A 25,940-nucleotide genomic window follows, 5' to 3' on the forward strand; every position below is an offset into this window, starting at 1 on the left:
GAATTTTTTAATTTAACTAAAATCTGTTTATCATTATTACATTAAATTGTTCTCTTGGCAATGTGTATTGAGGAAATTTTCTGTCTTTTTTTGGCGTTTTTAAGCATTAATGTGCATAAAAACACAAAAAAGCACTCGATTTGAGTGCTTTTTTAATGGTAAATTATAAATTTTGTACTTGAAACAGATTATGGTATGACCCTTTTCGTGCCATTAGTTCTTTATGGTTTCCACTCTCAGAGATTTCACCATTCTCGACAACTACGATACGATCCGCATGTGTAACAGTTGCAAGGCGGTGAGCAACGATAAACGTAGTACGGTCTTTTGCTAGCTCTTCAAGTGCCTCCTGTATTAAGTGTTCGCTTTCTAAATCTAGCGCAGATGTAGCCTCATCTAGAATTAAAATTGGCGGATTTTTAAGGAAAACTCTCGCAATAGCAATACGCTGTTTCTGTCCACCAGAAAGCTTAACACCGCGCTCGCCTACTGGAGTATCATAACCTTCAGGAAGACTTGAAATAAATTCATGTGCGTTAGCTGCTTTAGCCGCTCGGATAACAGCTTCTTCAGAAGCATTAGGATTTCCCATCATAATGTTCATCCGAACGGATTCACTAAACAATATATTATCTTGAAGTACCATTCCGATATTATCGCGAAGGCTTCGCGCCTGGTAATCCCGAATATCGGTGCCATCAATTAATATTCTTCCACCTGTAACATCGTAAAAGCGAGGGATCAGGCTAACGAGGGAAGATTTCCCTCCACCACTCATGCCAACAAGTGCAATGGTTTCTCCAGCACGTACTTCAAGGTTAATTTCCTTGAGAACTGGAAGATCGTTCTCGTTATACTTAAATGAAACATCCTGAAAACTAATATTTCCTCTTACATCTTTTAACGTCCTTGCATCTTCACGATCGACAATGTCGTATTTTTCATCAACAAATTCAAATACCCGATCCATTGAGGCAATTGATTGAGTGAGCGTAGTAGATGAGTTCACTAGTCGTCTTAATGGACTATACAATCGATCCATATATGTGACAAAGGCTACCATTTCACCCACTTGCAGGCCACCTGAGATAACAAGATATGCAGAGAATGCAATTACAATTAACGGTGCTACGTCCGTAATCGTATTGACGACTGCAAATGTTTTCGCATTCCAACGTGTATGATCAAGTGCTCGATCTAAGAAGTTTGTGTTACGTTTATTGAATTGCTCTTGCTCATAATCTTCAAGTGCAAAGCTTCGAATGACCGACATTCCCTGTACGCGTTCATGCAGATGACCTTGCACTTCTGCAAGAGCTTGCGAGCGATCTTTCGTTAAATCACGCAACCTCTTATAGAAGAATTTAACTGATAGTCCATACAATGGAAGGAGAATAATTGCTGCTAGCGTTAACCAGATATTCATAAACGATAGAATGACTATGATAATGATAATCGTAATGAGATCGAGCCAAACATTCATCATACCTGTTATAACGAATGTTTTCGTTTGTTCAACATCATTGATTACTCTGGAGATAATTTCTCCTGCTTTATTATTTGAGTAAAACTTTAAGCTGAGTTGTTGAATATGTGAAAATAACTTATCACGGATATCATAGAGTATTTTGCTCCCGATCCATTGTGCATAATATTGCCTAAAATATTCGACCGGCGGTCTAACCACAACGAACAGGAAGAAAGCTCCCCCCATTAACCATATAAGCTGTTCATATTTGTCACCAACTGGCATTTCTGCATTAATAACATCGTCAATGACATACTTTAGAATCAGCGGTAATAGAAGAGGAATTGCGAATTTCAGTATCCCAATCCCAATCGTTATGCCGATTTGCTTACGATATGGCGTTACAAAGGCCATATACCTTTTTATGTTTCCCAGATGACATCATCCTTTAACTAAACCATTCCCGTTCGAAAACAGATTATTTTTATTATATAATGTGGGTTAATCTCCGCTCCAGGATGCTCGCTTTCCGCAGGGCGGGCGGTGAGCCTCCTTCCGCTCCAATTAGCTAAGTTTGGTTTTCTATACAAATATTCTTTCAATAGCAACAATCTTTTAGAGAAGAAAGAAACAATGTCTACGAAAAGAGGTTTCTTAAAATATCATTCTTTTCATGTAAAAACCTGTTGAAAAACACTCAACAGGTTTTCTACCTATATTGAAGAAATTGTTCATACCACTGATCTACAAAACCTGGAGCAAATGGTCCTTTTCTTTGATGAATCCAGTTCATTAATTCTTTTACATTTTGTTGTATGATACGATCAATTGCTTCGGGATAATTCATTTCTTCACGATGCGCTTCGTATTCATCTTCATCCAAGAGCTTAAAGGTCATATCAGGATAAATTTTAATATCAAGATCGTAATCAATGTACTTTAATGCTTCTTCGTCGTACGTGAATGGAGTACCAAGATTACAATAATAGTATAACCCATCCGTTCTAATCATACCTATCACATTAAACCAATGGTTCGCACTAAAGTAGCAAATCGCAGGTTCGCGCGTTCTCCATTGTCTTCCGTCCGCTTCTGTAACGAGAATACGATCGTTTCCCCCGATTATTTCTTTAGAGGTACCTTTAAGTACGATGCTTTCTTCCCATGTTCGATGAAGTGTACCGCGATGTTTATAGCTTTGAATTTGAATTCTCGTCCCGGTCGTTGGGAAACTCATCTTCTTCTCCTTTCCTAAGAAATCCCGGAAAACGATGAATGCCTTATGCATACAGGCAGACTCACAGTATCCTTTCTTTCTTACCGTTCAATACATGGCTATTATTTTACATCTCATCTATATTCTTCTCTATTATAACGCTTAACAAAATAAAATAAAAATAAAAGCGCCCTCCGAAGGATGGCACTTTACTATTCATTCCCTATATAGGTGTCTTTTCAAAGCTCGAAATGACCTCAGATATTAGACGTTCAAATTCAATTTCCAACTTAGATAGATCTTCTTTACGTTCAGTAATTGTAGAATTTACCTGTTCAGATCGACCCATATGATCGCATTCTAACTTTTGAATTTCATCTCTCTTTTGAATCATTTGATCTGCAAGCTTAAGCTGTTGCTGGATGAGCGCATCGAAGCGTTGCATCCTACCTCCCCCTTCTCAGCTTTATTACCGTGTCTTATTAGTGTATGAGATAAAATGAAACTTTCGACTTGAAATAACCGTTATTACGCTCAAATCTTTTAAGAGTTGTTCTTCCTGAGAAGATATTCAATAATTGAATTCGATTTCCTTTGGCAACTTCTGTAGAGAAGTAGGAGGTTTTGTCATATATCTTCAATTGGAACAATACATCCTGGTTCGTCATGATTTGGAGCGTTAACGAGAGTAGAAACTTCATACGCATTCATTTCTTCAGATGGAAATGGTTGCATACAGTTTTTGAGAACATTTATGTCATCTATTTTAGGATCTAGCCACATCTCTTCCATATCTTTTTTCAAAATTACTGGCATACGACTATGTATGTTTTCCATTAATTCATTAGCACCTGTTGTTAGAATTGTGCACGTATACAATGTTTCACCTCCGGACTTCCACTGCTCCCAAAGTCCTGCCATCGCAAAGGGCTCTCCTCTCTTCACTTGAATGTGCATTGGAACTTTGCGATCATCCTCACGTTTCCATTCATAAAATCCATTTGATAATAATAAACAGCGTCGTCTTTTTAACGCATGTTTAAAACTTGCTTTCTCATGTGCCGTTTCACTTCTTGCATTAATAAGTTTATTAGAAATTGAAGCATCCTTTGCCCAAAAAGGAATTAATCCCCATCTTAATGTGCCCAGCCGATTTCCACTATCTGCTTTTATAACAGCGGGAATTTGTTGGGAAGGAGCAATATTATAGCGTGGTGCATAGTCATCTATACTCATTTGTTCGATTTGAAATCGTTCTAATAAATCATCAAGTTCTGTGGTTAATGAGAACCTTCCGCACATCTTAATCCCTCCTTTTTACATAACATGTTCGCTGTAATTTGATAAATACCCTTTGTTAATTGAAAACAGGGCTGACTTAGTCAGCCCTGTCTGGGAAGTTGATTATTGTTGCTGCTTGTTTTGAGCAGACTTTGCGTTGCGAGCTTTTACTTCCTGTGCATCCGTTTCGCTTGCAAATTCAGCACCGTATTGTTGCTGAGCTTGACCAGCAGATGCTTGCTGTTTGTTTTGAGCAGCTTTCGCATTGCGAGCTTTCACTTGTTGAGCATCCGTTTCACTTGCAAATTCAGCACCATATTGTTGCTGACCTGCTTGACCAGCAGAAGCTTGTTGGTTCTGCTGTTTCACGTGTTGAATGCTTGTACCAGATTGTGTTTGTCCTGGTTTCTTTGCCATGGCTTATCACCTCCCACAAACAATAGAATAACCAGTTCTCGTATTGTTATGTACGATCTTAAAAAAAGAATTAGAAAACTTTCCCGATGTTTCCACTCCTCTTCTTTCATACCGTTAGCAATCCTGCTACACACTAAGGAAACAAAGGAGGTTTTCATTATGGAAGATCATCGTGATATGACCGAGTTATCGATGACGTCTAAAGAAAATTGGGCTGATGACGAACTTTCTTTTTTTCACCATAGTATGCAGCAAATTGCTCCATACCTAAATAGTGAAGGCGTTGCAATACACCGTGAAATTATTAAAGAAATTGAGCAACGTGGTGGACTTTCGGCATTCATGCCAGATTAAAAATGAACGATTACCGCTATGACCTTAAATTTCAAAAAGCACCCTGAAATTCATCTCAGGGTGCTTTTAGTAAATATTTAAAAGTTTGATTTTGACTGTCCGCCATCAACATTTATTGTGGCACCAGAAATCCAAGATGCTTTCTCTGAAGCAAGAAAGACAACGGTATTGGCTACTTCCTCAGGCGTACCAAACCTTCCGCCAGGTATTTCACGCTCGACAAATTCTTTGATTTTATCAGGATCTTCATCCAATCTTTTTTGCCAGTTGCCTGTAGGGTGTAATATAGCTCCAGGTGCCACACCATTCACGCGGATTCCAGATTCAAACAGTTCATCAGCCATCGCTTTGGTCAAACTAATCATTGCAGCCTTTGCACTATTATAAGTTGGCTTACCACCAGATTCTCTTCCGAAAATGGAAGAGATATTTACAATAGCTCCGCTTTTTTGCTTTTTCATCTCAGCAGCTGCAATTTGACTAAGATGAACGGCAGAATAGAAATTAAGATCCATTGCTTTATGAAATTGAGAGACATCTGTTTCCATTATAGTAGTTCCATTACTGCCGCCTGCATTATTAACAAGGATGTCAATTGATCCGAAAGCCATTAGAAACGATTCAATGAGTTCTGCACGTTTCCGTTCATCTGTAATATCTGCTTCGAAGATGGCCAGATCTTCTCCAATTTCACGCTTTGCTTCTTCAAGATCTTCGCGGTTTCTTGCACAAATTCCAACCTGGGCTCCTTCTTCATAGAAAGCTTGTGCAATTGCTTTACCTATTCCCTTAGAACCACCGGTAACTAATACCTTACGATTTTCTAGGTTCAAATTCATTTCTCTTCGTCCACCTCCATAATAGCTACAATTTTTTGATGGGCCACTGGAAAAGCGAATTTCTTTAGTTCACTTTTATCAACTAACTGGACATTAGTTTCTTTCTTTACTGTTCCTTGGATGGTCCCCTTGTAAACGGTTAGTTGCCACTTTAGATGGCTAAATATATGATCAAAAGCTGTCATTTCTTCTTCAATGTCAACATTACAGTTGTATGCCTCTTTTATATGTTTCTTAAGCTGTTCTTCTTTTAAGCCACCTTCAGTTAATTCAACATTTGGAAACTCCCAGAGACTAGCCAAAAGACCTTTCTCAGGGCGTTTTCTAATTAAATACTTACCTTCTGAGTCTTGAAGGGCGACTACAGCAATTGGGACTGGCCTCGGTGCCTTCTTCTTTGACTTAATAGGCAATTCTTCTTGCGAACCTTCTTTAAATGCGCGGCAATGGTCTTGAACTGGACAAAGAAGACATGAAGGTGATTTAGGTGTACAAATGATTGCGCCAAGTTCCATCATACCCTGATTGAATGAGGATGGATCTTCTTGTGAAATTAAACGCCTTGTTATTTCCTCAAATGTTTTTCTGCTTGAAGGTTTGGCAATGTCTTCCCATATACCAATAATTCTTGAAAGAACTCTCATCACATTCCCATCAACTGCTGGTTCAGGTATATTATACGCAATGCTTAGAATAGCCCCTGCTGTATATGGTCCGACACCTTTTAATGTTGCAATTTCTTTTGGGTTATTTGGTACAACGCCATTATACGTTTCTGCTACCTCTTGAACCGCACTTTGGAGGTTTCTAGCTCTTGAATAATACCCAAGGCCTTCCCATGCTTTTAAGACATCCGATTCATCAGCATTTGCTAATGCCTCGATTGAGGGGAACTTCGAGATAAATCGTTCAAAGTATGGTATAACCGTGTCAACCCTTGTTTGTTGAAGCATAATTTCAGATACCCAAATTCGATACGGGTCTTGATTCTCACGCCATGGAAGGTCTCTTTGTTCATTTTTATACCAGGAAATTAAATCGTACTGGAATTGCTTCTCATCGAAAAAATGTAGAAGCTCTGTCACTTTCTCTTTCATTAATCAACTCTCCGATATGATATAGTAAGGTTAATGTTAACAATCATTTAAATCTTCTAATAACCTTCCTCAACTTTCATCTAACACATATAATAACGTATCAATCCGTTACAATCACCTTTTAACTTTTCACTTCGCGATTATTTGGGTATAACTAAATAGAGTAGATCATTTAATTTTTCAGATCTTTACAAATTGATTTATACGTTTCATAAGGAGGATTCTTACCCTATGGATACTGGGACACATGTGGTCATGGGACTGGGGATTGGAGCTCTAGCAACGTTGGATCCAGCTATCGCTCAGGACCCAATTACCGCTCAAAGCGTTCTAATTGGAGCGCTGATTGGATCGCAGGCCCCGGACTTCGATACTGTTCTTAAACTTAAAAATAACGCTGTCTATATTCGTCACCATAGAGGAATTACACATTCTATTCCTGCTGTCCTCACATGGCCGATCATTATCAGTAGTGGGATTATGCTTTTCTACCCTGAAACAAATTGGCTTCATCTATGGCTCTGGACATTTCTTGCTGTGTTCATTCATGTGTTTGTAGATATTTTCAATGCATATGGTACGCAAGCGATTAGGCCTTTCTCAAATAGATGGGTAGCGCTAGGAGTCATAAATATCTTTGATCCATTTATCTTTCTCCTTCATATTGGTGGGCTAATCCTTTGGTACACCGGGACAAATCCTGGGTATACCTTCCTCACCATTTATGGCGTTATCATCCTCTATTACTTCTGGAGGATATACGAACAAAGAAAAGTAATTAACGCTGTTAAAGAGCGAATTCCCACTGCAGTAGAGATCATTGTATCTCCTACTATTAGTTGGAGCAGGTGGCATATTGCTGTTAAATCAGAATCAAACTTCTATGTAGCCCGTGCTGACGGAACAACGATTACTGTTCAAGATGAATTCGAACGAGTTCCTGTTCCAAAAACGCCGGTACTTGAATCAGCCAAAGAAGATCCAAACTTAAGTGCTTTTCTTTCATTTTCTCCAGTCTATCGGTGGGAGATTGAAGAGAAAGAAGTTGGTTACGAAGTACGCTTTATCGACCTTCGTTATCGCAACAAAGGTCACTATCCATTCGTTGCTGTCGTTCAAATGGAAGATCAACTCGAGATCACCAGTTCTTATACTGGTTGGGTTTACAGTGAGGATACACTAAGGAAGAAACTAGATATAGCCATCGACTAAATGAGAAACCGGCTGGACAAATTGTCCAGCCGGTTTTGGTATTAATGCTTGATACTACGATCATCACCAAAATAGCTCTTGTATTTTGGATTATTCATCATAAAGTCATGTAGTACTGGACCATAGTAATCGATCCATTGCTTTACAATTTTCTCTGTTACATCGCTACCTTTATATTCTCTTCCAGCTTTTGCTCTGGATGATTCAAAATCTTCCCATAGTAGTTCAACCATTGTTCTCGCTTGACCGTATGAGAGGTGATCATTTTTTTCAAGAAGGTTATGAGCAAGCCTTTGAAATAAATCTTCCATCAGGCATTCTCCTTTCATGTGTACTTCCATTGCTTTCCGTACTGCAAAGACGCTCCGTTGTCACATAACTTCCTTTACAAAACACATACTAACTGTGTGCCTGTTAAGGTAAAGATTATCGAAAGGGGCGCACGATGATGAGAAATAAAAAAACCGGATTTCCAGACACAAAATTCTCAGGTGAACCACGTGCTAAAGAAGAGTTTGCATCAAAGCGTGCTGACGGAACAACGAATACCCATCCAGAAGAGCGAATGAATGCTTCAAACCGTACAGGTAATCGTCAGGGATAACTCTCATATTGGAGGTGCTACTATGGGTAAAAGAAACCGAAATAGACTTCATCCGAATTATGAGGATCCATTCCAATCTCCTCGTGCAAACCCAAAACACGCTCATCATCAGGTGAACGGGGAAACCCAGCAGGCATATAACGATATCGTTCTTCAGGTTCAAACTAGAAAACGGTCGTAACCAATGATCTTATTAGAGAGCAGCACTACTGCTGCTCTTTCTTAATGAGCATTGCAATTGGGAACGCCTCAATTTCATTATTCCCTTTACGGTAACCCCATGCAAACGTACCGTTCATATAATCAATCGTAAACGTTGAACCAGGATCACCATCTATTTCATATTGTTCTCCAGAAGCAAAATCTTCAGGATTTAACAAATAAGATTTAGCAAGCGCAATTCTTCGCTCATGGACAGAGAATTCATTCACCATTCCCATTTGCTCAGCTCTACGTGCTTTTTCACTTAGCAAAGCAATTTCACTTCGTAACTCATGTTCACTCATTTCACTAAAACGTTTCTCCATTTCTGCCCTCCATTACTCATGATGCACTGTTCCCACAAGTATAGTTCATTTTCTAACACATGACAAAAATATGCTACGCTTACATATGAGGAGGAATTTATTATGAAAACAATTTTAATTTCTGGCGCGGGTTCAGGACTTGGTGCTGAACTAGCAAAGCAGTGGGCTAATCAAGGTCATCATATCGTATTGGTTGGTAGAACAAAGGAAAAACTTGAACTTGTTGATAGTTACATTAACACTCAAAACGGTTCAAGTTCTATTTATACATGCGACATTTCTAACCCTAAGCAAATTGCTCATCTAAAGGAATCATTGAAAAAGGATGGGGTTGCAGTTGATCTACTTGTAAATAATGCTGGTATAGGAACGTTTGGGGCATTAGAAGAGATTGGAATTGACGATATCCATCGTGTCATTGATACGAATATAAAAGGAACGATTTTTTTAACACAAGCTCTACTCCCTACCCTTAAAACAGTTGGTGGAAGAGTGATGAATATCATTTCCACAGCAGGACTGAAGGGAAAGAATCATGAATCGGTTTATGTTGCTTCTAAATATGCTGTACGTGGCTTTACCGAAAGCCTTTGGAAAGAGTTAGAGACCACAAACGCAAGTGCAACCGCTGTTTATATGGGAGGAATGGATACCCCTTTCTGGTCTGACACAGACCATGTGAAAGATTCGACCAGATTAAAATCGCCATCAGAGAAAGCGAGTCAAATTATACATGTTGATGAAGGGCAGAAGGAAATTTTTATTGATCGTTAAATTCTTCCAAGTATCGATTGATGAGTGGGAAAGGAAAACCTTTACGGTATAGGAATTGCTTCATTTTGTGATCAAACTCTCTACGATCTAACTTACTATAACGTCGCTCAGCTTTTTGCGCTTGGAGCACAAGTGCCTCCCATTCTTCATCATCACCCTTTTCTAACTCAATATTATCCATAACTTCTTGAATAATATCACGATCAAATCCTTTCGCTCTTAACTCTTGATTAACTTTTTGCCTAAGCTCAGTCGAAGAAGCTTTCTTAAGCTTGTTTGCCTTTTTTTCTGCTACATTCTGGGCAAGCTCTACTTGTTGTTCGTATGAGTATTCTTCAAGTGCTTTTTCTGTCATAACTTTGTTTACTCCCTTTTGTTTGAGCTCTTGTCCAATCACGAATGGACCTTTGCCGCCAGCATTTATTTTAGTTCGTACAAAAGCTTTTGCAAATTCAAGATCATTTACATATCCATACCGCTCTAGTTTCTCGAAAATCGATGGAAATGCTTCTTCAGGCACCTCTTTTTTGAGAAGGTAATCCTTCACCTCTTTTTCAGAGCGCATGCGGTAAGACAGGTAATTAAGAGCGAAGTTCATACCTTTCTTCACTTGATCTTCAAAGTGGATATTTTCAAGCATTTCGTCATCAAGCTCCACGCCTTTTCGAAGACCAAAGCTTATAAGAACATCTAGATCAACGCCGAACCCAAACTCTTCACCAGAACCTTTATCAATAAAAATTGAAAAACGCTCATTATTATTCTTTTGTGTCGTTATACGCGTAACCTTGACCAATGCACTCACCTCATGTCATATTGTAGCACTTTGAGAACCATGAAACGAAAATTTAACCTACTGATTAAAGGATTCTCTTTATGGGTAAAGAAGTAGTATTAAAAGTATATCGCGTAAGCTTAGGAGGAAGATCAAATGAACATTGCGATTACCGGGGGAACTGGCTTTGTCGGAAGCGCTCTTACAGAATCATTTGTAAACGATGGCCATTCGGTTTATATTCTGACACGTAACCCAGACAATCAGCCTGTCAAAAAAGGTGTTACGTATGTAAAGTGGCTTCAGGATGATGCAGAGCCAGAAAAAGAGCTTTCTAACATTCATGCTATCGTTAACCTGGCTGGTGAATCAATTAACAGTGGAAGATGGACAGAAGAGCGAAAAAAACGAATTCTCGATAGTCGAATTACATCAACCAGAGAAATAATATCTATCATCCAAAAGCTTGAAAAAAAACCACGTGTTCTTGTTAATGCATCGGCTATTGGCTATTATGGATCCTCATTGGATCAATCTTTCACCGAGAATAATACGGAAGCTGGGAACGATTTTCTAGCGGATGTTTCAAAGAAATGGGAAGACGAAGCAATGAATGCTCAAAACCATGGTGTTCGAACTGTGTTAACACGCTTTGGCATTGTACTTGGCGAAGAAGGAGCCCTCCCATTAATGGTGCTACCATACAAACTATTTATAGGTGGCAAACTTGGTGATGGACGTCAGTGGTATTCATGGGTTCATATTCATGATGTTATTGGTATGATTCGCTTTGCAGTTGATCATGAATCTGTACAAGGACCATTAAATGTTACAGCACCTGAACCTAAGCGGATGAATGATTTTGGGAAAACTGTAGCCGAGGTCCTTAACCGACCACATTGGATGCCCGTTCCAGAAGCACCTATGCAGGTTGCTCTTGGCGAGAAGAGTGGGATCGTTCTTAAAGGTCAATGTGTCCTTCCACAAAAAGCAAAAGAACTTGGCTATCCTTTCCGTTATATTAAATTAAAAGATGCACTAGAGAACCTGCTGGTTTAACAGCAGGTTTTATTTATCAGTTAATTTCTTAATTACCTATAATGAGATAGCATCTATTACAATAAATGGCTATAATAAGTTAACTAACTGGAGAGGGCAAAGACCCCTAACCAAAACTAACAGATGATAGGTGAGTAATTTGACAATATTAATTAAACAAGCAAGAGTTTATCCCATTTCCTCCACAGTCCTTCCATCCGCTGATGTGCTTGTGAAAGATGGACTTATTCACAAAGTATCTCCTTCCATTCCCGAGGAACCCGATATGACCGTTATAGACGGCAAAGGGCATCATCTTCTCCCTGGTTTAATTGATGCACACACTCACGTCGGGCTTTACGACGAAGGAACAGGATGGGCGGGAAATGATGCGAACGAAACTGTTGAAGCCCTTACCCCACATGTACGTGCTATAGATGGTGTGAACCCACTCGACGTTGGATTTAGGGATGCTATTGCGTTTGGCGTTACGTCTGTTCAGGTCATGCCTGGAAGCGCAAACATTATTGGTGGAACGACAACAGTATTGAAAACACATGGCAAGAATGTAGAGAAAATGATTGTACGAGAAACTGCTGGACTTAAGATTGCCCTTGGAGAGAATCCAAAGCGGGTGCACAGTCATTCAAACAATGATTCCATTACACGAATGGGGATTATGGGACTCCTGCGCGAAGCCTTCTATCATGCAAGTCGATCCGATCGTAAAGAGCATCCACGCATCGCTCCAATTATCGCAGCGCTTAACCGTGAAATTCCAGTACGAATTCACGCGCACCGTGCTGATGACATTTTAACAGCTGTTCGTTTTGCCAGAGAGTTTGATCTTGACCTTAGAATTGAGCATTGTACCGAAGGACATTTAATCGCTGACGAACTTAGTGGACAGAACCTAAAAGTATCCGTGGGACCCACCATGACTAGACGCTCAAAGATTGAGCTTAAGAACAAAACATGGGCGACTTACGGAATTCTAAATAATCACGGAATTGAAGTTTCGATCGTAACTGATCATCCGTACGTTCCTATTCAATACCTAAACGTATGTGCAGCACTGGCTGTGAGAGAAGGATTAAGTGAGGAAAAAGCACTGGAAGGCATTACTCTAAACCCTGCTAAAAGCCTTGGTGTAGACCATCGAATCGGAAGCATAGAAGTTGGAAAAGACGCGGATTTAGTCCTGTGGTCTCACCATCCATTTCATTTTGAAGCTCGCCCAATATTAACGATGATTGATGGTAAAATTATTCATAAAAAATAAGCAAAAAACCAGTATCTTTTTTATATGAAATTGAGTATGATATTTTTGTAATTAAAATAAAATGAACTAACAACTTCATAAGTGAATATGGGAAGGCAATTGGTGCGCCACCAGCAATGACTGGTCCTAGTGGGTTCGATTCCCACCCCGAATAATAATTCAACATACTATTATTCGAGGGTGGGGTTAAGTCTGCCCTCGACAGGAGGGAAACTCATGATTAAACATCGTGACCTGTCGGAATGTCATGTGCTATTTGACTTGATGGTTGACCCAGCTGTCTTCCCATTTGTACGTCATAAAGCAAGCTCGTACGAAGAATATCTGTTTCTAACGAAGCAAATCATTGAAGCTGAAGAACAAGGTGAATTAATATCCCGCACTATTCTTGATGAATGGGGTACCCCTATTGGTACGATTAACCTTTTTGATCTTGATCAACAAACAGGATTTCTCGGAACTTGGATAGGTACTCCATATCACGGGAAGGGTTACAACCAGCTTGCAAAAGATGCTTTTTTCAATGAGATGTTCTACGATAAACAAATTCAAACGATTTTCATGCGCATTAATCAGGATAACATCCGTTCCCAAAAAGCCGCTGAGAAAATTCCTTTTGTAGAGAAGGCAAATGAAAAATGGCCAGAAATTTTTCAAAAAATTAACAATGGAGAAAAAGCCTATCACTTATATGAAATAGAACGTGATAATTACCTTCTCCACACCATGCGTGAACGCTCAGAAACAGTTGAAGTTCAACTAGAAGCTTAAGTTCCTATAATAGGAACTTTTTTCTTTTCGCTTGGCTCTTTTCAGAGAGATTGTTGCTTTTGAAATAACTATTTAAAAAAACACACTTAGTGATTTCCGCTCATATAGCAACAATGTATACGAAAAGAGCCTTTCGTTTAAACAAATACGAACACCTGCATAGAACTTTTCTTGATGGCAATGCTAGTACCATCTTAAAGAAAAGAGGGTTAATTGTGGATAAACGCAAAGGAAAAGATAACAAAGAATCAAAAATGACTTTAACAAAAACTCAGGATGTGCTATTCGGTCGTGAATTCAAACGCGCTGATCGTGCTGGCCAAAAATAGGTTATCTTCTCGAATAATTTGAACACCATTTAGCCATTCTAATTAGTGGAGAGATGCTCTCCAAACTCACTTACAGGAGCTGATTAAGATGGCAAAACGTCCAAATTATTCAGAAGAAAAACAAAAACGCCAAGCAAAGAACCCGATCCCTGCAGCGCAAAATGAAGATGTAGAATTTGCAAGTGAATTTGATGCTGCTGATGCAAAAGCAGCAGAAAGAGCAAAAGCAGCTAACCAACGAGCGAAAAAGAATAAGTAATTAAAAAAGGGACCTCTTCAGGTCCCTTTTTCAACTGTGTTTCTTTACTATATCTTAACATCCCTTTGTGGAAACTTATCATCCACACATTGTTAACAATGTGGATAACCTTAAACTAATCCTGTAATACCGCTATTAGTTACAATTAGTGAATTTTGTGGATAAAAAACCACTACAGCTGTGGGTAATGTTGATAATTCTGTGTATAAGGCACGATATCTGCTTTTACACTGTGCATAACACTGTGGAAAGTGTTAATGACTCCTTTAGACAAACAGTCAAAAGGTTGAGATTAATTCTTTTTTTCTGTAAACTCAGTCCAGCTACCTTTATAGTGGCTTTTTATTTAGTTGCTTTTCTTTTTGAAAACCGCGACAACCTCAACATGAGCCGTTTGAGGGAACATATCAACAGGTTGTAATTCTTTTATTTCGTATCCTTTTTTCATTAGAAATGCAGCATCTTTTGCGAGTGTGGATGGATTACAGGATACATATACAATCCGGTCTGGTCTTGCTTTGACCATTGTGGATAACAATTTATCATCACAACCCGTCCGAGGCGGATCAACAACAATGACATCTGGTCTAAAGCCCTCTTTAACCCAGCTAGGGACTAAATCTTCTGCTTTACCAACTTCATATCTCATTGATGTTTGGTAGCCATGTTGTTTAGCATTCTTTCTCGCATCATCAATCGATTCTTTTATAACATCCATGCCTCTCACTTCTTTTGCATGATCAGCAAGCCATAACCCAATTGTTCCTACTCCGCAGTAAGCGTCAATAATGTTTTCTTTCCCAGTAAGCTCAGCTGCCTTTTTAACTTCATCATATAGCTTCACGGTTTGGATAGGGTTCAATTGGAAAAATGCACGAGCAGACAATTCAAAATGCAAATCACCTAGCGACTCTTGGATCACTTCTTCTCCATCAATTACTAGTGTTTTCTCTCCAAAGATGATCGATGTCCGCTTACCATTCACATTTTGAACAACAGACCTTACTTCTGGTAGACGCTTCTTAATTTCTTTAATTAATAATTCTTTTCGTGGGATATTTTCTTCAGAGGTAACGAGGACAAGTTGAATTTGGCCTGTTTCAAAACCAACTCTCGTTACAATCGTACGAATAAGCCCCTTATTTTTCTTTTCGTTATAAATTGAAATATTCAAGTCTTCTAGAATGCTCACAACCTGGCGAGTTACGCGATTTGTCTCCGGATGTTGGACAAGGCAATTGGTTAGTTCAACTAGTTCATGTGAACCTGTGCCATACAAACCAGCGATTATTTTCCCTTTTTGTTTCCTAACCTGAAGCTGACTCTTGTTTCGATAATTCCAGGGATCTTCCATTCCAATGACAGGCTTAATGGTAATATCCTTCTCGCCCAACTTTGCATGTCGCTCGAATGATTGAATAACAATATCCCGTTTTTCTCGCAGCTGACCATCATAACTTAAATGCTGTAACTGACATCCTCCACACTCTTCATAGACAGGACATGGTGGTGCAATACGATCGTTAGATTTCTTTCGCAATCGTTTAACTTTCGCTTCAGCACGATTTGGAAAAACCGTTGTAATTTCTGCGGTAACTTCTTCTCCTGGTAGAGCACCAGGAACAAAGACAACCGTACGCTTAAAGAAACCAACGCCTTCTCCATTTATTCCTAGTCGTTTTATTGTAAGAGGGACCGTTTGTCCTTTAACTAGACCTGATCCTTTGACTTCTTTTTTGTTCAACATTAATCTCTCCTTCTAACTACTCACTTAAACTCTCCCACAAATACATGGAGACATAGCTTGAATACGGTGACCATTTGTCATGATAAGCGTAAAGTTCTTCTTTGGTCGGTTTGGTAGGAAGGTTAAACCATTTTTTGATAGCATTTTGAATACCTACATCCCCTGCTGGTAGTATATCTTTTCTCCCTAATCCGAACAGAAGAACGCACTCAACCGTCCAGGGACCGACTCCTCTAATTGGAAGCAGCTTCTTATACACTTCTTCATTTGAAAGCGCAGACAGCTCTTCCATATTCAATTCTCCATTGATGATTTTTCGAGCAATTCCAATAACGTACTCTGCTTTTCGATTACTAAATTGCAGTTCTCGTAATTCTTCCACAGTTAGTTTACTGACTACCTCAGCATCCGGATAGAACCAAACACCATGCTTCTCTCTTCCATAACTAGTCACAAATCGATACGTAAGCGTATAGGCGAATTTCATATTAAGTTGCTGATGAACGATGTTTTTCAATAACGCACTATAACAATCTGGTTCGCAAATAATTGGCATTCCAGCATATTGTCCAACAAGCTCACCAATAGTAGTAGAATTTAACGCTGCTAAAATAGCGCGTGGCTTCATATCAAAATCATACATAGCACAAATTCGACTGACAACTTCATCTTTTTGGCTAACTTCTTCTCCTTTAATCTCAAAAGCTGGACGTTCCTTTGTACCTTGCGATTGAATTGACACAACAGCTTCGCCATGATTTAACACCAAAGGTACTTTCAACAACCTATTTTCAATTTCTATATATTGAAGCGGGTCCATACTAACCCGTCCGAATAACCTCTCAACATCATAAGGCGCCTGAGGATATATCATTTCAGACCACATTCTACCGCCCCCAACCATGTTATGTAGTCCTTATTATCGCAAACAATCACGAAAAGCGGAAGTGGCCGCTTAGACTCGACAAGCGCTGGAACCTCCCAAAAAGAACACGCTCTTTGTGTTCATTTTGGGAGGTGAAGCGATCGAGAGTCTGGCCACTGCAGCTAGATCTCGAAAAGCGGAAGCCTCCGTTCAGACCCGGCAGACACTGGAGCGATCCAACTTGAACACGTCCTTTGTGTTCAAATTGGATGGTGAAGTGGCCTAGGGTCTGGAGGCTGCAGCTAGATCTCGAAAAGCGGAAGTGGCCGCTTAGACCTTGCAGTTGCTAGAGCCATACCAAATAACTCAATCACATAAACAAAAGACTGCCATTTCTGGCAGTCTTTTGTTTATGGAGCTAGTGGTTCTGGAAGAGTTCGTTTGAGGACAAGATCATCAAGACTTTTGAATTTATATCCTTCCTTCTTTAAGTCCTGTATGACTCGTTCAAGTGCTTCAGCATTATCCTTAGATACCGTATGAAGAAGCATAATGGCACCTGGATGAACCTGTTTCATAATTGAATCATATGCATATTGACTACCCTTTTGATTGTTCGTCTCCCAATCCTTATAAGCAAGTGACCAGAAAATATTTCGATAGCCTTCCTCATGGGAGATAGCAAGAGATCTTTCGCTAAATACGCCTCTCGGTGGCCTTAAATATTGCATCGTTTTATCTCCAGTTAAACGGGTATACTCCTCTTTCACTTTACTTAATTCTTCTCTTATCCTGACATCAGAAATAGCGGTCATATCTGGATGATTCCAGGAATGATTACCTACAATATGACCTTCCTTTACCATTCTTTTTACAAGGTCAGATTGATCTTTTAAATAATGACCCGTAACAAAAAACGCTGCCGGTACCTGCTCTTTTTTAAGAACATCTAAAATCCCACTTGTATATCCGTTCTCATAGCCATTATCAAATGTCACGTACAGTTCCTTTTGATCTGTATTGCCAATAAAATAACTGTTATAAGGTTTAAGCAATTCCTCAAATTCTGGTTCTGTAGTGGCTGGGGCATGATTTTTACTTCGTTTAAAGTACCAATCATGCGATTCATTGCTCACAGCACTCGCTGTAATTGGAGTGAGTCCCACTATTAGTGCTACAACAACTGCAATAAATTTCATTTTTGAGCCTCCTTTATCTAGCATTGTTTAGTGTTTGAATACGTGCTTAGGTTCTATTCCTTATCAATCAAAATTGACTTTGTAATAAATACCTTATTGATTTAACCCAGTTATAAAAAAACCAGCATCTCTGCTGGTTAATGGCGCGTATTAAACTCAAAGCTTAAGTAATCTTGTACAGGTATCCAGGCACCAATGCCCTGCTGAGTTACATTACGCACTTCAATTTTCTTCTTACTACCTTTTAAGACGAGGTATACCTCTCCATATGTTACCTTACCTTTTTCATTTACAGCAGGTACATAGCTTGTTAACATACCATAATTTTTAGCACCAACATTATAAACATTACCTTTTTTAGTATCTTTACCAATCATTGTTTGGAAAGAAAGCGAAAGTTTTGTTTTCTCAGATGCTTTCATCATCATCATTTTCTTAACATCTTCACTATCAGGAATTGATGCAGTCAATCCGCCAGTTACTTTCTTTTCTGCTTCCTGACGATACGTCATCTGAACAGGAGCAGTTCCTCCTCTATTGTCCACTTTATTTACGTTTGCTTGCTTATACTGCCAATTAACATTTGTTTCTTGAGATTCATAATTCAAAGCCCATTTACCTAAATAAATACTAGCACGGTAGCCAATTGCAACTTTAGACGGGGATATGGAAGAGTCATTTAGGATCTGGATTAGCTCAGGGTTATCAATTTTGATTTCTGCAGATCCTGTTAGTTCTCTTGTTAACTCACTTGGTTGTAATGTAGGCAGATCCTGCGCTGGGTTCGGATATGTGTTCTCTTTAGAAATATTTACAGTTGAATCTGGAACTTGTAGAGACTGTTCTTTACCTGCCTTCTTTCCTCCTTCCGCCATCGTTTGGACTGGCAAGATGAGGGTGAGAAGGATAATCATAAGAGCAATTTTCTTCATTTGAATTCTCCTTTCAATGCATCTGTTCAACAGCATACATCTGACTCTTACCAGTATTTTTTTCTAGAAGGCTTTCTTTTATCCAAGAAATTATTAAACGAAAATTGAATATCAGAGAAAAGTGCTCATTATACTTTTCCACAAAAAAAAAAATGAACGCCTATGCGTTCATTTTTTCAAAAGTGGGATAGAAAAATTGCACCAGTGGTCCAATTCCAAACGTAATAATAATGGTTCCTATGCCAATAGGACCACTAAATAGCACTGCTGCCAGAAGTGCGAGCAACTCACCGACCGTCTTTGAGGTACGAATGCTCAATCCAGTTTTACTATGAATGGCAAGCATTAAACCATCAATTGGTATAACTGCGAATTTAGCTTGAAGATAGATTGCAATTCCCAATGCAATTAAAATCATGCCAGCTGCAAAAACAGCATATGCCAAAAATACATCTTGGATCTGCCAATTTTCAAAAACAGTTATGAGCCAGAAATCAACGAACACTCCTGTTACGACAATCGTAATAAGTGCTAAGAAGTCTGGCCAGGCCTTCATAAGGAAAGCATTGACGATAATCAATATGATACCAACAATAATGACCCAGCTTCCTACTGTGAAGCCGATTGTATGCGATAAACCAACATTAAGAGCATCCCATGCTCCAGCTCCAATGTCCGATTTAATCGTTAATGTTACGCCTGCAGTTAATATAAAAAGCCCTATAACATAGAATAAAAATCGTTTCATATTAATTGACGCATCCCCTCTATAGCTAACTAATGTCCATTACTCATTGTAACTTAGAGGCGCGTTAATAGACGAGGCTTTTCTATTTCTTCATGCTTTTTTACCTTCTGGAACCACTTCCTCAACCTCTTCCTCATTACCATTAAAGATTTCTATATCTCGCCATTTCCCGTAACGATAATATGCAATGGCAAAAATACTTGAGATGATAAAACTAACACCAATACCGTAAGCAATCCCTTCAGCTCCAAGCCACTCTGAGAAGAGATATGTGAGAGGAACACGAAGAACCCAGAAAGAGATAACATTTAGAATTAGCACCTGAACCATTGCACCTGCTGCTTTCACTACCCCGTTCAAAACAAAGTTAATACCAAGAAACGGATAGAAAAAAGCTACGGTTTTTAAGTACGTTTCTCCAAATGCAATTGTTTTGGGATCATCTATAAATAAACGAATCATTGATTCAGCACTTAGAAAGATAATAGCACTGATTGCAAAAGATACTGTCAAAATGAGAATAATGCCGTTTTTGGATATCTCCGACACCCTCCCCCATTTTCCTGATCCAATATTTTGCCCTGCCATACTGTTAACAGCAGCTCCTAACGTGAACGCAGGTAACATGATAATACGATCAAGTCGTTGAGCAACTCCAAAACCTGCGACAACTTGAGTCCCAAATCCTGCGACGATAGCCATAATTGCTGTAACACCTGCAGATACGGTCATCATCTGTAAACCAGCTGGGATACCAAGCTTAGATATTCGCTTGAGCTCTTTCATATCTGGGGAATGAGGAACCGTAAAGGGAACTTTCGACTTCCATACAGAATAAATAACACCATACAGAAAGGCTGCTCCCTGAGAAAGAATCGTTGCATATGCCGCACCCTCAATTCCCCAATCGAAATAACTAATAAAAAGCGGATCAATTGCTGCATTTAACAAAACCGCAAAAAGAACAAAGCGAATTGGCGTTTTACTATCCCCGAGTGCGCGTAGCACTGTACCAATGAAATTGTACCCAAATAAGAAAAGTATTCCTAAGAAATTAATTCGAAGGTAAACTTTCGTACTGTTAAAAATTTCTGCGGGAGTTCCAAGAAATCTAAGTATAGGCTCTGTGAAAATATAGCCAATAATTCCAAATGAGATTGATAAAACGGTCAATGCTACAACAAAAGCATTTAACGACTCAATTAATCCTCGATCATCTCCAGCTCCTTTTCTTTGAGACAGAACCGTAAGTGTTGCACTGTTTACGCCAATAATGAAGGAAAGAACTGTGAAAATAACTGGTGCAGCTATCGAGATAGCGCCAAGTGCATTAGCGCCAAGTAAATTCCCAACCCAGATACTATCTATAAATTGATAAGATGTTTGAAGTAAGTTCGTTAAAAAAATAGGTAATGAAAAATAAATCATTTGTTTTGCGATGTTTCCTTGAGTAAAATCATAACTTTTGTCCATCTTATTACCTTCTTTAGTCTGAATTAGAGTCACTATTATGTATACCCATAGGCATGAATCAAAAAACAGAAGAGTGTGCTTTAATCACTCATAGTAAATAATGGCATATTATCTGGTTTTAGAATTCGAGAATAAAGGAAGATTAAGACTAGAGTTAAATTCGAAAGGAGAATAGTTCAATGGCAATGTCCCAAACTGAAATCAAAAATAAAGTTTTAAATATCTTCGATTCACACTATGTAGGTACGTTAAGTACGATTAAAGACAACAAACCGCACTCTAGATTTATGACGTTCTTTCACAATGAACTGACGTTAATGACGCCTACAAGCAGAAAAACACATAAAGTAGAGGATATCGAGCAAAATCACAATGTTCATGTTCTTCTTGGATATGATGGTGAAGGATGGCATGATCGCTACGTTGAAGTACAAGGTCATGTTACGATCGATGATTCAAAAGAAACGAAGGAAAAATTATGGGGAGATCAGATGAAGCAATGGTTCGATTCCCCAGATGATCCGAATTACATTGTACTCAAAATTACTCCTGATACGATTCGCCTGATGAATGAAGGAGAGAATACACCAGAAACGCTTGAGTTGTAGAACTGCAAACAATAACTGAAATGGAACAGGGACACCGCGTTGGGTGTCCCTGTTCCATTTCTCTACTTAGCTAGAATATCAAATGTTTCTTTAAGTTCAATACTTCCTATAACAGATTGAGCCATTGAACAATGTTTCTTCGTTAGTTCAAGTGCTCTTTCAACCTTTTGTTCATCGAGGTCACCTATTAACGTAAAATGAAGATGGATTTTTTCTACACGATTTGCCGCTTCCTCATTTCGTGTGACATCCGCTTTGATTTTGATATCTTCATAACTCATTCGCTTTTTATCAAGAATTTGGCGAAGTACCCCTCCACTGCAGACAGCTACAGATGAGACAAGAAGCTGGTAGGGACGGTAGCCATACTGGTCATCTCCAGAAATATGCAAAGTTCCATATCCAAAATCAGCTGTAAACCCTGTTTCTTCTTTCTTCATGTTAAATTCCAATACGTTCACTCCTTTTAATTGCGCTGTATCTATTTTAGAACATGATTTCAAAAATTGCGAACGGTGGCTCTTTTTGTGCCCTTCCATTATAATTGGCACTGATTGCAACTTCTTTTTTTGGATGTGAACAAATGTCTGAATCAAATCGTTATCGTTTCTTTATTCTAATTTCAATTGTTTTCATATCAGGATATTCTCAAGGCATGCTTCTACCTCTCCTCTCTATTCTACTGGAAGAGTCAGGTGTTTCCTCAAGCATGAATGGATTAAATGCCTCCGCCTTATATATTGGAATTCTATTTGCTTCTCCGTTTATCGAAAAGCCAGTCCGCAAATTTGGATACAAACCTGCGATTAGCGTGGGACTTCTTCTTGTCGCTATATCTGTTATCCTGATTCCAATCTGGCAAGCATTCTGGTTCTGGTTTATTCTTCGTATCATTGTCGGAATTGGAGATAACTTGCTTCACTTTGCAACACAACTCTGGATTACAACTACCACTTCTAAAGAGAAACGTGGGCGAAACATCGCGATTTACGGATCGGCATTTGGTCTAGGCTTTGCTGCAGGTCCACTTTCAACGATTCTTGTTCAATTTTCGCTATACCTACCTTTTGTCATTGCATCAGGTATTTCCTTAGTCACCTGGTTCTTGCTTACAAGGATTACGAATGAATTTCCTGATCCACTGACGTCAGGTTCTGATCGCGTGTTCTCAAAATACTTGCATGTATTAAAAATCGGCTGGGTAGCTCTACTGCCTTCTTTTGGATATGGATTTCTAGAAGCTTCCCTGCATGGTAATTTCCCAGTATATGCTCTGAGAGCTGGGCTTGATGTTAAAGCTGTCTCCATCCTTCTGCCTGCATTTGTTGTAGGAAGTCTCGTTTTCCAAATGCCTCTCGGAATATGGAGCGATAAATTTGGCCGTAAAAATGTATTGCTTCTAAGTATGCTGATTGGATGGATTTGTTTTTCAGGCGCCATTTTCACGACGTCCGTCACATCTCTATTTATGTTATTCTTCCTTGCTGGCATGATGGTCGGTTCATTATTTTCTTTAAGCATTACCTATTTAGCCGATCTTCTTCCTAATAGTCTGCTACCTACCGGTAACATTCTCGCTGGCATTTTCTTTGGAATTGGTAGTATACTCGGACCGTATCTAGGTGGTTTGTTTATTGATTGGTTTGGACAGGGTAGTATTTTCTATGCGATTAGCGGTATGTTACTCTTCTTATTTATAGCAACTGCTACTCACCGTAGTCCTGAACAATCAGCAAACTATTCTACTTCATCATGAGTAAGAAACATTTTATTAGCCATTTTAATACTATAATTAAAAAACCCTTTTCATTGACTTATGAATTGAATATACTATAATAATAATTGTGATTAATTGATAATGATTATAATTAGCCTATAAAAAAGGAGTCGATACAGGATGAAATTACGAGAAGAAATGCCTGAATTCGAAGGTGCAAAAGCATGGTTTAATGGAGAAGTTTCAAAAAGCGATTTAGTTGGAAATAAGCCTCTTACACTCGTTCACTTTTGGTCCATCAGCTGTGGTCTGTGTAAAGAGGCAATGCCAATGATCAATGAATTCCGTGACGAGTATAGTGAGGACATGAACGTAATAGCTGTTCATATGCCACGCTCTGAAAAAGATCTTGATTTAGATGAAATTAAAGAGGTAGCTGACCAGCACGATATCAGCCAACCGATCTTTGTGGACAGTGACCACAAACTTACTGACGCATTCGACAATCAATATGTACCAGCATACTATGTATTTGATTCTGAAGGTAAACTTCGTCACTTCCAAGCAGGTGGAGAGGGACGCAAGATGCTTACTAAACGCATCACGAAGCTTCTCGATAAAGCGAAAAAGGAAGATTAAAAAAGGACAAATAAAGAGGCAGCTTGATGCTGCTTCTTTATTTTGTCTTTTTGATTTTTTTGTATAAGCTAAGAACAAGCCTGAAAGCCACATACCCCACTACGGCACCTAGAGCATTAAGCAAAATATCGTCAATATCAAAAATTCGTTGAGCAACAAAATATTGTAGTAACTCAATTAAAGTGCTTGTTGCAAAACCGATTATGGCAATAATTAAGCCGGATTTCCATTTATTGCTAACAAGCGGTATAAGAAAACCAAGAGGCATGAATAATAGAATATTACCGATAATATTCTTTAGAATTAGCCAGTAACTACCGCTCTCCCACATCAGTTTAATACTATCAAACAATACAAGGTTAACGGATTTACCATATGGATAATAATTATAAATAAACAAAGTAGCATAAAAAAGAGCTAGTAGGTAGATACATAAAGCCAATGCACCGCCTTTTTTTACCCACTTCTGTGTTAGAACACCTTCATTTTGAGTCTGCATAGTACATGTCTCTCTCCCTGTCAGTTAGATGCCTTATGGCCAGTCTATATGCTATAGTATTCTATACAAAATATGTTCATGTAACAAATTTGAGGTGAAAAAATGCCCGATCAGCCAAACGTCTTATCAAAACTATCAACAACTCTTAATAACTATAACATTCCTTATTCCTTTATAAATGAAACCGCACTATGGCTTCAAGAAGTGAGCACAGCTCCTGATATCCTAGCAATTTCAATTCAATGGGATGGGTTTGAGTTTGTTACCGATGAATTCAACAAGATGTTCGGACAAGCTATACCAGAGCATTCAAACGAAAAATCTGTCGCCATTTATGAAATAAATGATCAAAAGGTGCTGGTGGAATGCACCTATAATACAGTTATTCGTACAGACCCTTATTTAATTGAAGTTCCTTTTCATGGTTTTACTGTTCCTTGTATTTCCCTTTACTATTATCAACAGCTACCAGAATGGCGCTCCCTTGTAAATCAACATCTTATTATGATGCAGAATAAAGTTACAGAGCAAAATGAAAAATCATGGAATCAACAAACATATGAAGCGCTTCTTAACCGATTCGGCACTCCTGAAGAGGCAGCGACTAAGTTGAAGGCGAATCCGGTGGCACGACTTAAATCACTTATGCCTTTCCTCCCTCCAATGGAAGACAAAAATGTAGCTAATCTAATGGGCTCACATGGGATGAAGGCAACTGCTATGGGTTTGCTAGGAGCAAAATCGACTGTAATTGATTTCTCATATGAAAATGAACGGTATGCAAAGGAACTTGCAGAACAATGCAACGTGGAGTTATCTTATTATGTATCTGACATCCTTAAAATCGATGAGAAACACGATGGTACATTCGAAGTTGTCGTAATGGAACTTGGAATTTTACACTACTTTTTAGATCTTCAACCGTTATTCAAGGTTGTTAAGCGTCTTTTAATGCCTGGTGGAACGTTTATTGTACAGGACTTTCATCCAATTTCAACAAAGCTTATTACGTCTAAAGGCAAGAAACATAAAGTGGACGGGAATTACTTTGATCCTTCCATTCATCAAAGAGGCGTTGCCTTTGAGAAACATCTTGAGAATAACACTGAAGAGAGTATTGTTCTCCAAAGAAAATGGACGCTAGGCGAGGTTATAACAGCCATTGCAGAGGAAGGATTAATGATTAAACAAGTAGCAGAAGAACCCAATAGTAAACTCCATGATCGTGGCATTCCAAAAATTTTTACAGTTAAAGCAATTAAACAATAGA

Annotated in this window: 32 protein-coding genes; 14 read left to right on the forward strand and 18 right to left on the reverse strand. The window is 38.8% G+C overall.

Annotated elements, in window-relative coordinates:
• Window positions 1–163: 163 nt before the first annotated feature.
• The 5 genes from JI666_RS17845 to JI666_RS17865 form a co-directional block, all read right to left on the reverse strand.
• Window positions 164–1,903, reverse strand: coding sequence for an ABC transporter ATP-binding protein (locus JI666_RS17845; protein WP_414635155.1), 1,740 nt, complete (start codon window positions 1,901–1,903; stop codon window positions 164–166).
• A gap of 274 nt (window positions 1,904–2,177) precedes the next feature.
• Window positions 2,178–2,705: a nucleoside tri-diphosphate phosphatase gene (ntdP, locus tag JI666_RS17850; protein WP_048313631.1), complete on the reverse strand. Its 528-nt coding sequence runs from the start codon at window positions 2,703–2,705 to the stop codon at window positions 2,178–2,180.
• Between the two features lie 202 nt (window positions 2,706–2,907).
• Window positions 2,908–3,129, reverse strand: coding sequence for a hypothetical protein (locus tag JI666_RS17855; RefSeq protein WP_206894363.1), 222 nt, complete (start codon window positions 3,127–3,129; stop codon window positions 2,908–2,910).
• A 182-nt stretch (window positions 3,130–3,311) separates the two neighbouring features.
• Entirely contained in the window at window positions 3,312–3,986 is a 675-nt protein-coding gene (locus JI666_RS17860; protein ID WP_206894364.1) for an SOS response-associated peptidase, read from the reverse strand.
• Window positions 3,987–4,088: 102 nt separating this feature from the next.
• Window positions 4,089–4,382 (reverse strand): gamma-type small acid-soluble spore protein, encoded by a 294-nt coding sequence (locus JI666_RS17865; RefSeq protein WP_206894366.1) that lies wholly within the window; start codon window positions 4,380–4,382, stop codon window positions 4,089–4,091.
• Window positions 4,383–4,541: 159 nt separating this feature from the next.
• Here JI666_RS17865 and yfhS point away from each other — a divergent pair, with 159 nt between their 5' ends.
• The gene (yfhS, locus tag JI666_RS17870) at window positions 4,542–4,736 is read left to right on the forward strand and encodes a mother cell protein YfhS (protein ID WP_206894368.1); all 195 of its coding nucleotides are present in this window, start codon (window positions 4,542–4,544) and stop codon (window positions 4,734–4,736) included.
• Between the two features lie 77 nt (window positions 4,737–4,813).
• Here the strand turns inward: yfhS and JI666_RS17875 are convergent, their stop codons facing one another.
• Together JI666_RS17875 and mutY are read right to left on the reverse strand one after the other, a co-directional pair.
• Window positions 4,814–5,575: an SDR family NAD(P)-dependent oxidoreductase gene (locus JI666_RS17875; protein ID WP_206894371.1), complete on the reverse strand. Its 762-nt coding sequence runs from the start codon at window positions 5,573–5,575 to the stop codon at window positions 4,814–4,816.
• Window positions 5,572–6,672 carry an A/G-specific adenine glycosylase gene (mutY, locus tag JI666_RS17880; protein WP_206894372.1) on the reverse strand — a complete coding sequence of 367 codons (1,101 nt, stop codon included), beginning with the start codon at window positions 6,670–6,672 and terminating at the stop codon, window positions 5,572–5,574. Before mutY ends, JI666_RS17875 begins: the two co-directional genes overlap by 4 nt.
• A 231-nt stretch (window positions 6,673–6,903) precedes the next feature.
• Here mutY and JI666_RS17885 point away from each other — a divergent pair, with 231 nt between their 5' ends.
• Window positions 6,904–7,884: a metal-dependent hydrolase gene (locus tag JI666_RS17885; protein ID WP_206894374.1), complete on the forward strand. Its 981-nt coding sequence runs from the start codon at window positions 6,904–6,906 to the stop codon at window positions 7,882–7,884.
• Between the two features lie 41 nt (window positions 7,885–7,925).
• Here JI666_RS17885 and JI666_RS17890 read toward each other — a convergent pair whose 3' ends face one another.
• On the reverse strand, window positions 7,926–8,195 hold the full coding sequence (locus JI666_RS17890) for a YfhJ family protein (RefSeq protein WP_206894376.1): 270 nt from the start codon (window positions 8,193–8,195) through the stop codon (window positions 7,926–7,928).
• A gap of 137 nt (window positions 8,196–8,332) precedes the next feature.
• On the opposite strand from JI666_RS17890, the gene sspK reads away from it, so the two are divergent.
• The gene (gene sspK, locus JI666_RS17895) at window positions 8,333–8,488 is read left to right on the forward strand and encodes a small, acid-soluble spore protein K (protein ID WP_206894441.1); all 156 of its coding nucleotides are present in this window, start codon (window positions 8,333–8,335) and stop codon (window positions 8,486–8,488) included.
• Between the two features lie 22 nt (window positions 8,489–8,510).
• Window positions 8,511–8,669, forward strand: a complete 159-nt coding sequence (locus JI666_RS17900; RefSeq protein WP_206894378.1) for a YpzG family protein — start codon at window positions 8,511–8,513, stop codon at window positions 8,667–8,669.
• Window positions 8,670–8,694: 25 nt separating this feature from the next.
• On the opposite strand, the gene JI666_RS17905 is transcribed toward JI666_RS17900, so the two are convergent.
• Window positions 8,695–9,015: a YfhH family protein gene (locus JI666_RS17905; RefSeq protein WP_206894379.1), complete on the reverse strand. Its 321-nt coding sequence runs from the start codon at window positions 9,013–9,015 to the stop codon at window positions 8,695–8,697.
• Between the two features lie 102 nt (window positions 9,016–9,117).
• Between JI666_RS17905 and JI666_RS17910 the strand changes: the two genes are divergently transcribed.
• Window positions 9,118–9,789 carry an SDR family NAD(P)-dependent oxidoreductase gene (locus tag JI666_RS17910; protein WP_206894380.1) on the forward strand — a complete coding sequence of 224 codons (672 nt, stop codon included), beginning with the start codon at window positions 9,118–9,120 and terminating at the stop codon, window positions 9,787–9,789.
• Here the strand turns inward: JI666_RS17910 and recX are convergent.
• Window positions 9,776–10,585: a recombination regulator RecX gene (gene recX, locus JI666_RS17915; protein WP_206894381.1), complete on the reverse strand. Its 810-nt coding sequence runs from the start codon at window positions 10,583–10,585 to the stop codon at window positions 9,776–9,778. The genes JI666_RS17910 and recX overlap by 14 nt on opposite strands.
• 135 nt (window positions 10,586–10,720) lie before the next feature.
• On the opposite strand from recX, the gene JI666_RS17920 reads away from it, so the two are divergent.
• The 5 genes from JI666_RS17920 (at window position 10,721) to JI666_RS17940 (ending at window position 14,243) form a co-directional block, all read left to right on the forward strand.
• Window positions 10,721–11,623 carry a TIGR01777 family oxidoreductase gene (locus tag JI666_RS17920; protein ID WP_136948440.1) on the forward strand — a complete coding sequence of 301 codons (903 nt, stop codon included), beginning with the start codon at window positions 10,721–10,723 and terminating at the stop codon, window positions 11,621–11,623.
• A gap of 139 nt (window positions 11,624–11,762) precedes the next feature.
• Window positions 11,763–12,884: an amidohydrolase gene (locus tag JI666_RS17925; RefSeq protein WP_136948439.1), complete on the forward strand. Its 1,122-nt coding sequence runs from the start codon at window positions 11,763–11,765 to the stop codon at window positions 12,882–12,884.
• Window positions 12,885–13,100: 216 nt separating this feature from the next.
• Window positions 13,101–13,655 (forward strand): GNAT family N-acetyltransferase, encoded by a 555-nt coding sequence (locus tag JI666_RS17930; RefSeq protein WP_136948438.1) that lies wholly within the window; start codon window positions 13,101–13,103, stop codon window positions 13,653–13,655.
• Window positions 13,656–13,870: 215 nt separating this feature from the next.
• A complete protein-coding gene (locus JI666_RS21960) occupies window positions 13,871–13,984 on the forward strand; it encodes a YfhE family protein (protein ID WP_136948437.1) in 114 nt (37 codons plus the stop codon).
• Window positions 13,985–14,072: 88 nt separating this feature from the next.
• Window positions 14,073–14,243: a YfhD family protein gene (locus tag JI666_RS17940; protein ID WP_136948436.1), complete on the forward strand. Its 171-nt coding sequence runs from the start codon at window positions 14,073–14,075 to the stop codon at window positions 14,241–14,243.
• 346 nt (window positions 14,244–14,589) lie between these two features.
• Here JI666_RS17940 and rlmD read toward each other — a convergent pair whose 3' ends face one another.
• The 6 genes from rlmD to JI666_RS17970 all read right to left on the reverse strand — a co-directional run bounded on the left by rlmD (window position 14,590) and on the right by JI666_RS17970 (window position 21,207).
• Entirely contained in the window at window positions 14,590–15,990 is a 1,401-nt protein-coding gene (gene rlmD / locus JI666_RS17945) for a 23S rRNA (uracil(1939)-C(5))-methyltransferase RlmD (protein WP_206894382.1), read from the reverse strand.
• 16 nt (window positions 15,991–16,006) lie between these two features.
• Complete coding sequence (locus tag JI666_RS17950; RefSeq protein ID WP_206894383.1) at window positions 16,007–16,876, reverse strand: DNA-3-methyladenine glycosylase family protein; 870 nt, start codon at window positions 16,874–16,876, stop codon at window positions 16,007–16,009.
• A 389-nt stretch (window positions 16,877–17,265) separates the two neighbouring features.
• On the reverse strand, window positions 17,266–18,054 hold the full coding sequence (pdaA, locus tag JI666_RS17955) for a delta-lactam-biosynthetic de-N-acetylase (RefSeq protein ID WP_136948433.1): 789 nt from the start codon (window positions 18,052–18,054) through the stop codon (window positions 17,266–17,268).
• A 137-nt stretch (window positions 18,055–18,191) separates the two neighbouring features.
• Window positions 18,192–18,986, reverse strand: coding sequence for a YfkD famly protein (locus JI666_RS17960; protein ID WP_206894384.1), 795 nt, complete (start codon window positions 18,984–18,986; stop codon window positions 18,192–18,194).
• A gap of 160 nt (window positions 18,987–19,146) precedes the next feature.
• A complete protein-coding gene (locus JI666_RS17965; RefSeq protein ID WP_206894385.1) occupies window positions 19,147–19,734 on the reverse strand; it encodes a YczE/YyaS/YitT family protein in 588 nt (195 codons plus the stop codon).
• Window positions 19,735–19,824: 90 nt separating this feature from the next.
• Window positions 19,825–21,207 (reverse strand): MATE family efflux transporter, encoded by a 1,383-nt coding sequence (locus JI666_RS17970; RefSeq protein WP_206894387.1) that lies wholly within the window; start codon window positions 21,205–21,207, stop codon window positions 19,825–19,827.
• Window positions 21,208–21,392: 185 nt separating this feature from the next.
• Between JI666_RS17970 and JI666_RS17975 the strand changes: the two genes are divergently transcribed.
• Window positions 21,393–21,815: a pyridoxamine 5'-phosphate oxidase family protein gene (locus tag JI666_RS17975; protein WP_206894442.1), complete on the forward strand. Its 423-nt coding sequence runs from the start codon at window positions 21,393–21,395 to the stop codon at window positions 21,813–21,815.
• A 62-nt stretch (window positions 21,816–21,877) separates the two neighbouring features.
• Here JI666_RS17975 and JI666_RS17980 read toward each other — a convergent pair whose 3' ends face one another.
• Window positions 21,878–22,267 (reverse strand): OsmC family protein, encoded by a 390-nt coding sequence (locus JI666_RS17980; RefSeq protein WP_206894389.1) that lies wholly within the window; start codon window positions 22,265–22,267, stop codon window positions 21,878–21,880.
• A 131-nt stretch (window positions 22,268–22,398) separates the two neighbouring features.
• Between JI666_RS17980 and JI666_RS17985 the strand changes: the two genes are divergently transcribed.
• Window positions 22,399–23,571 (forward strand): MFS transporter, encoded by a 1,173-nt coding sequence (locus JI666_RS17985; protein WP_206894390.1) that lies wholly within the window; start codon window positions 22,399–22,401, stop codon window positions 23,569–23,571.
• A gap of 141 nt (window positions 23,572–23,712) precedes the next feature.
• A complete protein-coding gene (locus JI666_RS17990) occupies window positions 23,713–24,171 on the forward strand; it encodes a thiol-disulfide oxidoreductase YkuV (protein ID WP_048313589.1) in 459 nt (152 codons plus the stop codon).
• Window positions 24,172–24,208: 37 nt separating this feature from the next.
• On the opposite strand, the gene JI666_RS17995 is transcribed toward JI666_RS17990, so the two are convergent.
• Entirely contained in the window at window positions 24,209–24,670 is a 462-nt protein-coding gene (locus tag JI666_RS17995) for a VanZ family protein (protein ID WP_206894392.1), read from the reverse strand.
• A 102-nt stretch (window positions 24,671–24,772) separates the two neighbouring features.
• Between JI666_RS17995 and JI666_RS18000 the strand changes: the two genes are divergently transcribed.
• Window positions 24,773–25,939, forward strand: a complete 1,167-nt coding sequence (locus JI666_RS18000; RefSeq protein ID WP_286170943.1) for a class I SAM-dependent methyltransferase — start codon at window positions 24,773–24,775, stop codon at window positions 25,937–25,939.
• The last annotated feature ends 1 nt before the right edge of the window (window position 25,940 follow it).

Source organism: Bacillus sp. NTK071 (assembly GCF_017303315.1).
Lineage (GTDB): Bacteria > Bacillota > Bacilli > Bacillales > Guptibacillaceae > Guptibacillus.

What these genes read in the sequence shown, in the direction of transcription:
- ntdP (WP_048313631.1), bottom strand. Translation starts at nt 2,705, where the DNA reads ATGAGTTTCCCAACGACCGGGACGAGAATTCAAATTCAAAGCTATAAA.
- JI666_RS17855 (WP_206894363.1), bottom strand. Translation starts at nt 3,129, where the DNA reads ATGCAACGCTTCGATGCGCTCATCCAGCAACAGCTTAAGCTTGCAGAT.
- JI666_RS17860 (WP_206894364.1), bottom strand. Translation starts at nt 3,986, where the DNA reads ATGTGCGGAAGGTTCTCATTAACCACAGAACTTGATGATTTATTAGAA.
- JI666_RS17865 (WP_206894366.1), bottom strand. Translation starts at nt 4,382, where the DNA reads ATGGCAAAGAAACCAGGACAAACACAATCTGGTACAAGCATTCAACAC.
- yfhS (WP_206894368.1), top strand. Translation starts at nt 4,542, where the DNA reads ATGGAAGATCATCGTGATATGACCGAGTTATCGATGACGTCTAAAGAA.
- JI666_RS17875 (WP_206894371.1), bottom strand. Translation starts at nt 5,575, where the DNA reads ATGAATTTGAACCTAGAAAATCGTAAGGTATTAGTTACCGGTGGTTCT.
- mutY (WP_206894372.1), bottom strand. Translation starts at nt 6,672, where the DNA reads ATGAAAGAGAAAGTGACAGAGCTTCTACATTTTTTCGATGAGAAGCAA.
- JI666_RS17885 (WP_206894374.1), top strand. Translation starts at nt 6,904, where the DNA reads ATGGATACTGGGACACATGTGGTCATGGGACTGGGGATTGGAGCTCTA.
- JI666_RS17890 (WP_206894376.1), bottom strand. Translation starts at nt 8,195, where the DNA reads ATGGAAGATTTATTTCAAAGGCTTGCTCATAACCTTCTTGAAAAAAAT.
- sspK (WP_206894441.1), top strand. Translation starts at nt 8,333, where the DNA reads ATGAGAAATAAAAAAACCGGATTTCCAGACACAAAATTCTCAGGTGAA.
- JI666_RS17900 (WP_206894378.1), top strand. Translation starts at nt 8,511, where the DNA reads ATGGGTAAAAGAAACCGAAATAGACTTCATCCGAATTATGAGGATCCA.
- JI666_RS17905 (WP_206894379.1), bottom strand. Translation starts at nt 9,015, where the DNA reads ATGGAGAAACGTTTTAGTGAAATGAGTGAACATGAGTTACGAAGTGAA.
- JI666_RS17910 (WP_206894380.1), top strand. Translation starts at nt 9,118, where the DNA reads ATGAAAACAATTTTAATTTCTGGCGCGGGTTCAGGACTTGGTGCTGAA.
- JI666_RS17920 (WP_136948440.1), top strand. Translation starts at nt 10,721, where the DNA reads ATGAACATTGCGATTACCGGGGGAACTGGCTTTGTCGGAAGCGCTCTT.
- JI666_RS17930 (WP_136948438.1), top strand. Translation starts at nt 13,101, where the DNA reads ATGATTAAACATCGTGACCTGTCGGAATGTCATGTGCTATTTGACTTG.
- JI666_RS17940 (WP_136948436.1), top strand. Translation starts at nt 14,073, where the DNA reads ATGGCAAAACGTCCAAATTATTCAGAAGAAAAACAAAAACGCCAAGCA.
- rlmD (WP_206894382.1), bottom strand. Translation starts at nt 15,990, where the DNA reads ATGTTGAACAAAAAAGAAGTCAAAGGATCAGGTCTAGTTAAAGGACAA.
- JI666_RS17950 (WP_206894383.1), bottom strand. Translation starts at nt 16,876, where the DNA reads ATGTGGTCTGAAATGATATATCCTCAGGCGCCTTATGATGTTGAGAGG.
- pdaA (WP_136948433.1), bottom strand. Translation starts at nt 18,054, where the DNA reads ATGAAATTTATTGCAGTTGTTGTAGCACTAATAGTGGGACTCACTCCA.
- JI666_RS17960 (WP_206894384.1), bottom strand. Translation starts at nt 18,986, where the DNA reads ATGAAGAAAATTGCTCTTATGATTATCCTTCTCACCCTCATCTTGCCA.
- JI666_RS17965 (WP_206894385.1), bottom strand. Translation starts at nt 19,734, where the DNA reads ATGAAACGATTTTTATTCTATGTTATAGGGCTTTTTATATTAACTGCA.
- JI666_RS17970 (WP_206894387.1), bottom strand. Translation starts at nt 21,207, where the DNA reads ATGGACAAAAGTTATGATTTTACTCAAGGAAACATCGCAAAACAAATG.
- JI666_RS17975 (WP_206894442.1), top strand. Translation starts at nt 21,393, where the DNA reads ATGTCCCAAACTGAAATCAAAAATAAAGTTTTAAATATCTTCGATTCA.
- JI666_RS17985 (WP_206894390.1), top strand. Translation starts at nt 22,399, where the DNA reads ATGTCTGAATCAAATCGTTATCGTTTCTTTATTCTAATTTCAATTGTT.
- JI666_RS17990 (WP_048313589.1), top strand. Translation starts at nt 23,713, where the DNA reads ATGAAATTACGAGAAGAAATGCCTGAATTCGAAGGTGCAAAAGCATGG.
- JI666_RS17995 (WP_206894392.1), bottom strand. Translation starts at nt 24,670, where the DNA reads ATGCAGACTCAAAATGAAGGTGTTCTAACACAGAAGTGGGTAAAAAAA.
- JI666_RS18000 (WP_286170943.1), top strand. Translation starts at nt 24,773, where the DNA reads ATGCCCGATCAGCCAAACGTCTTATCAAAACTATCAACAACTCTTAAT.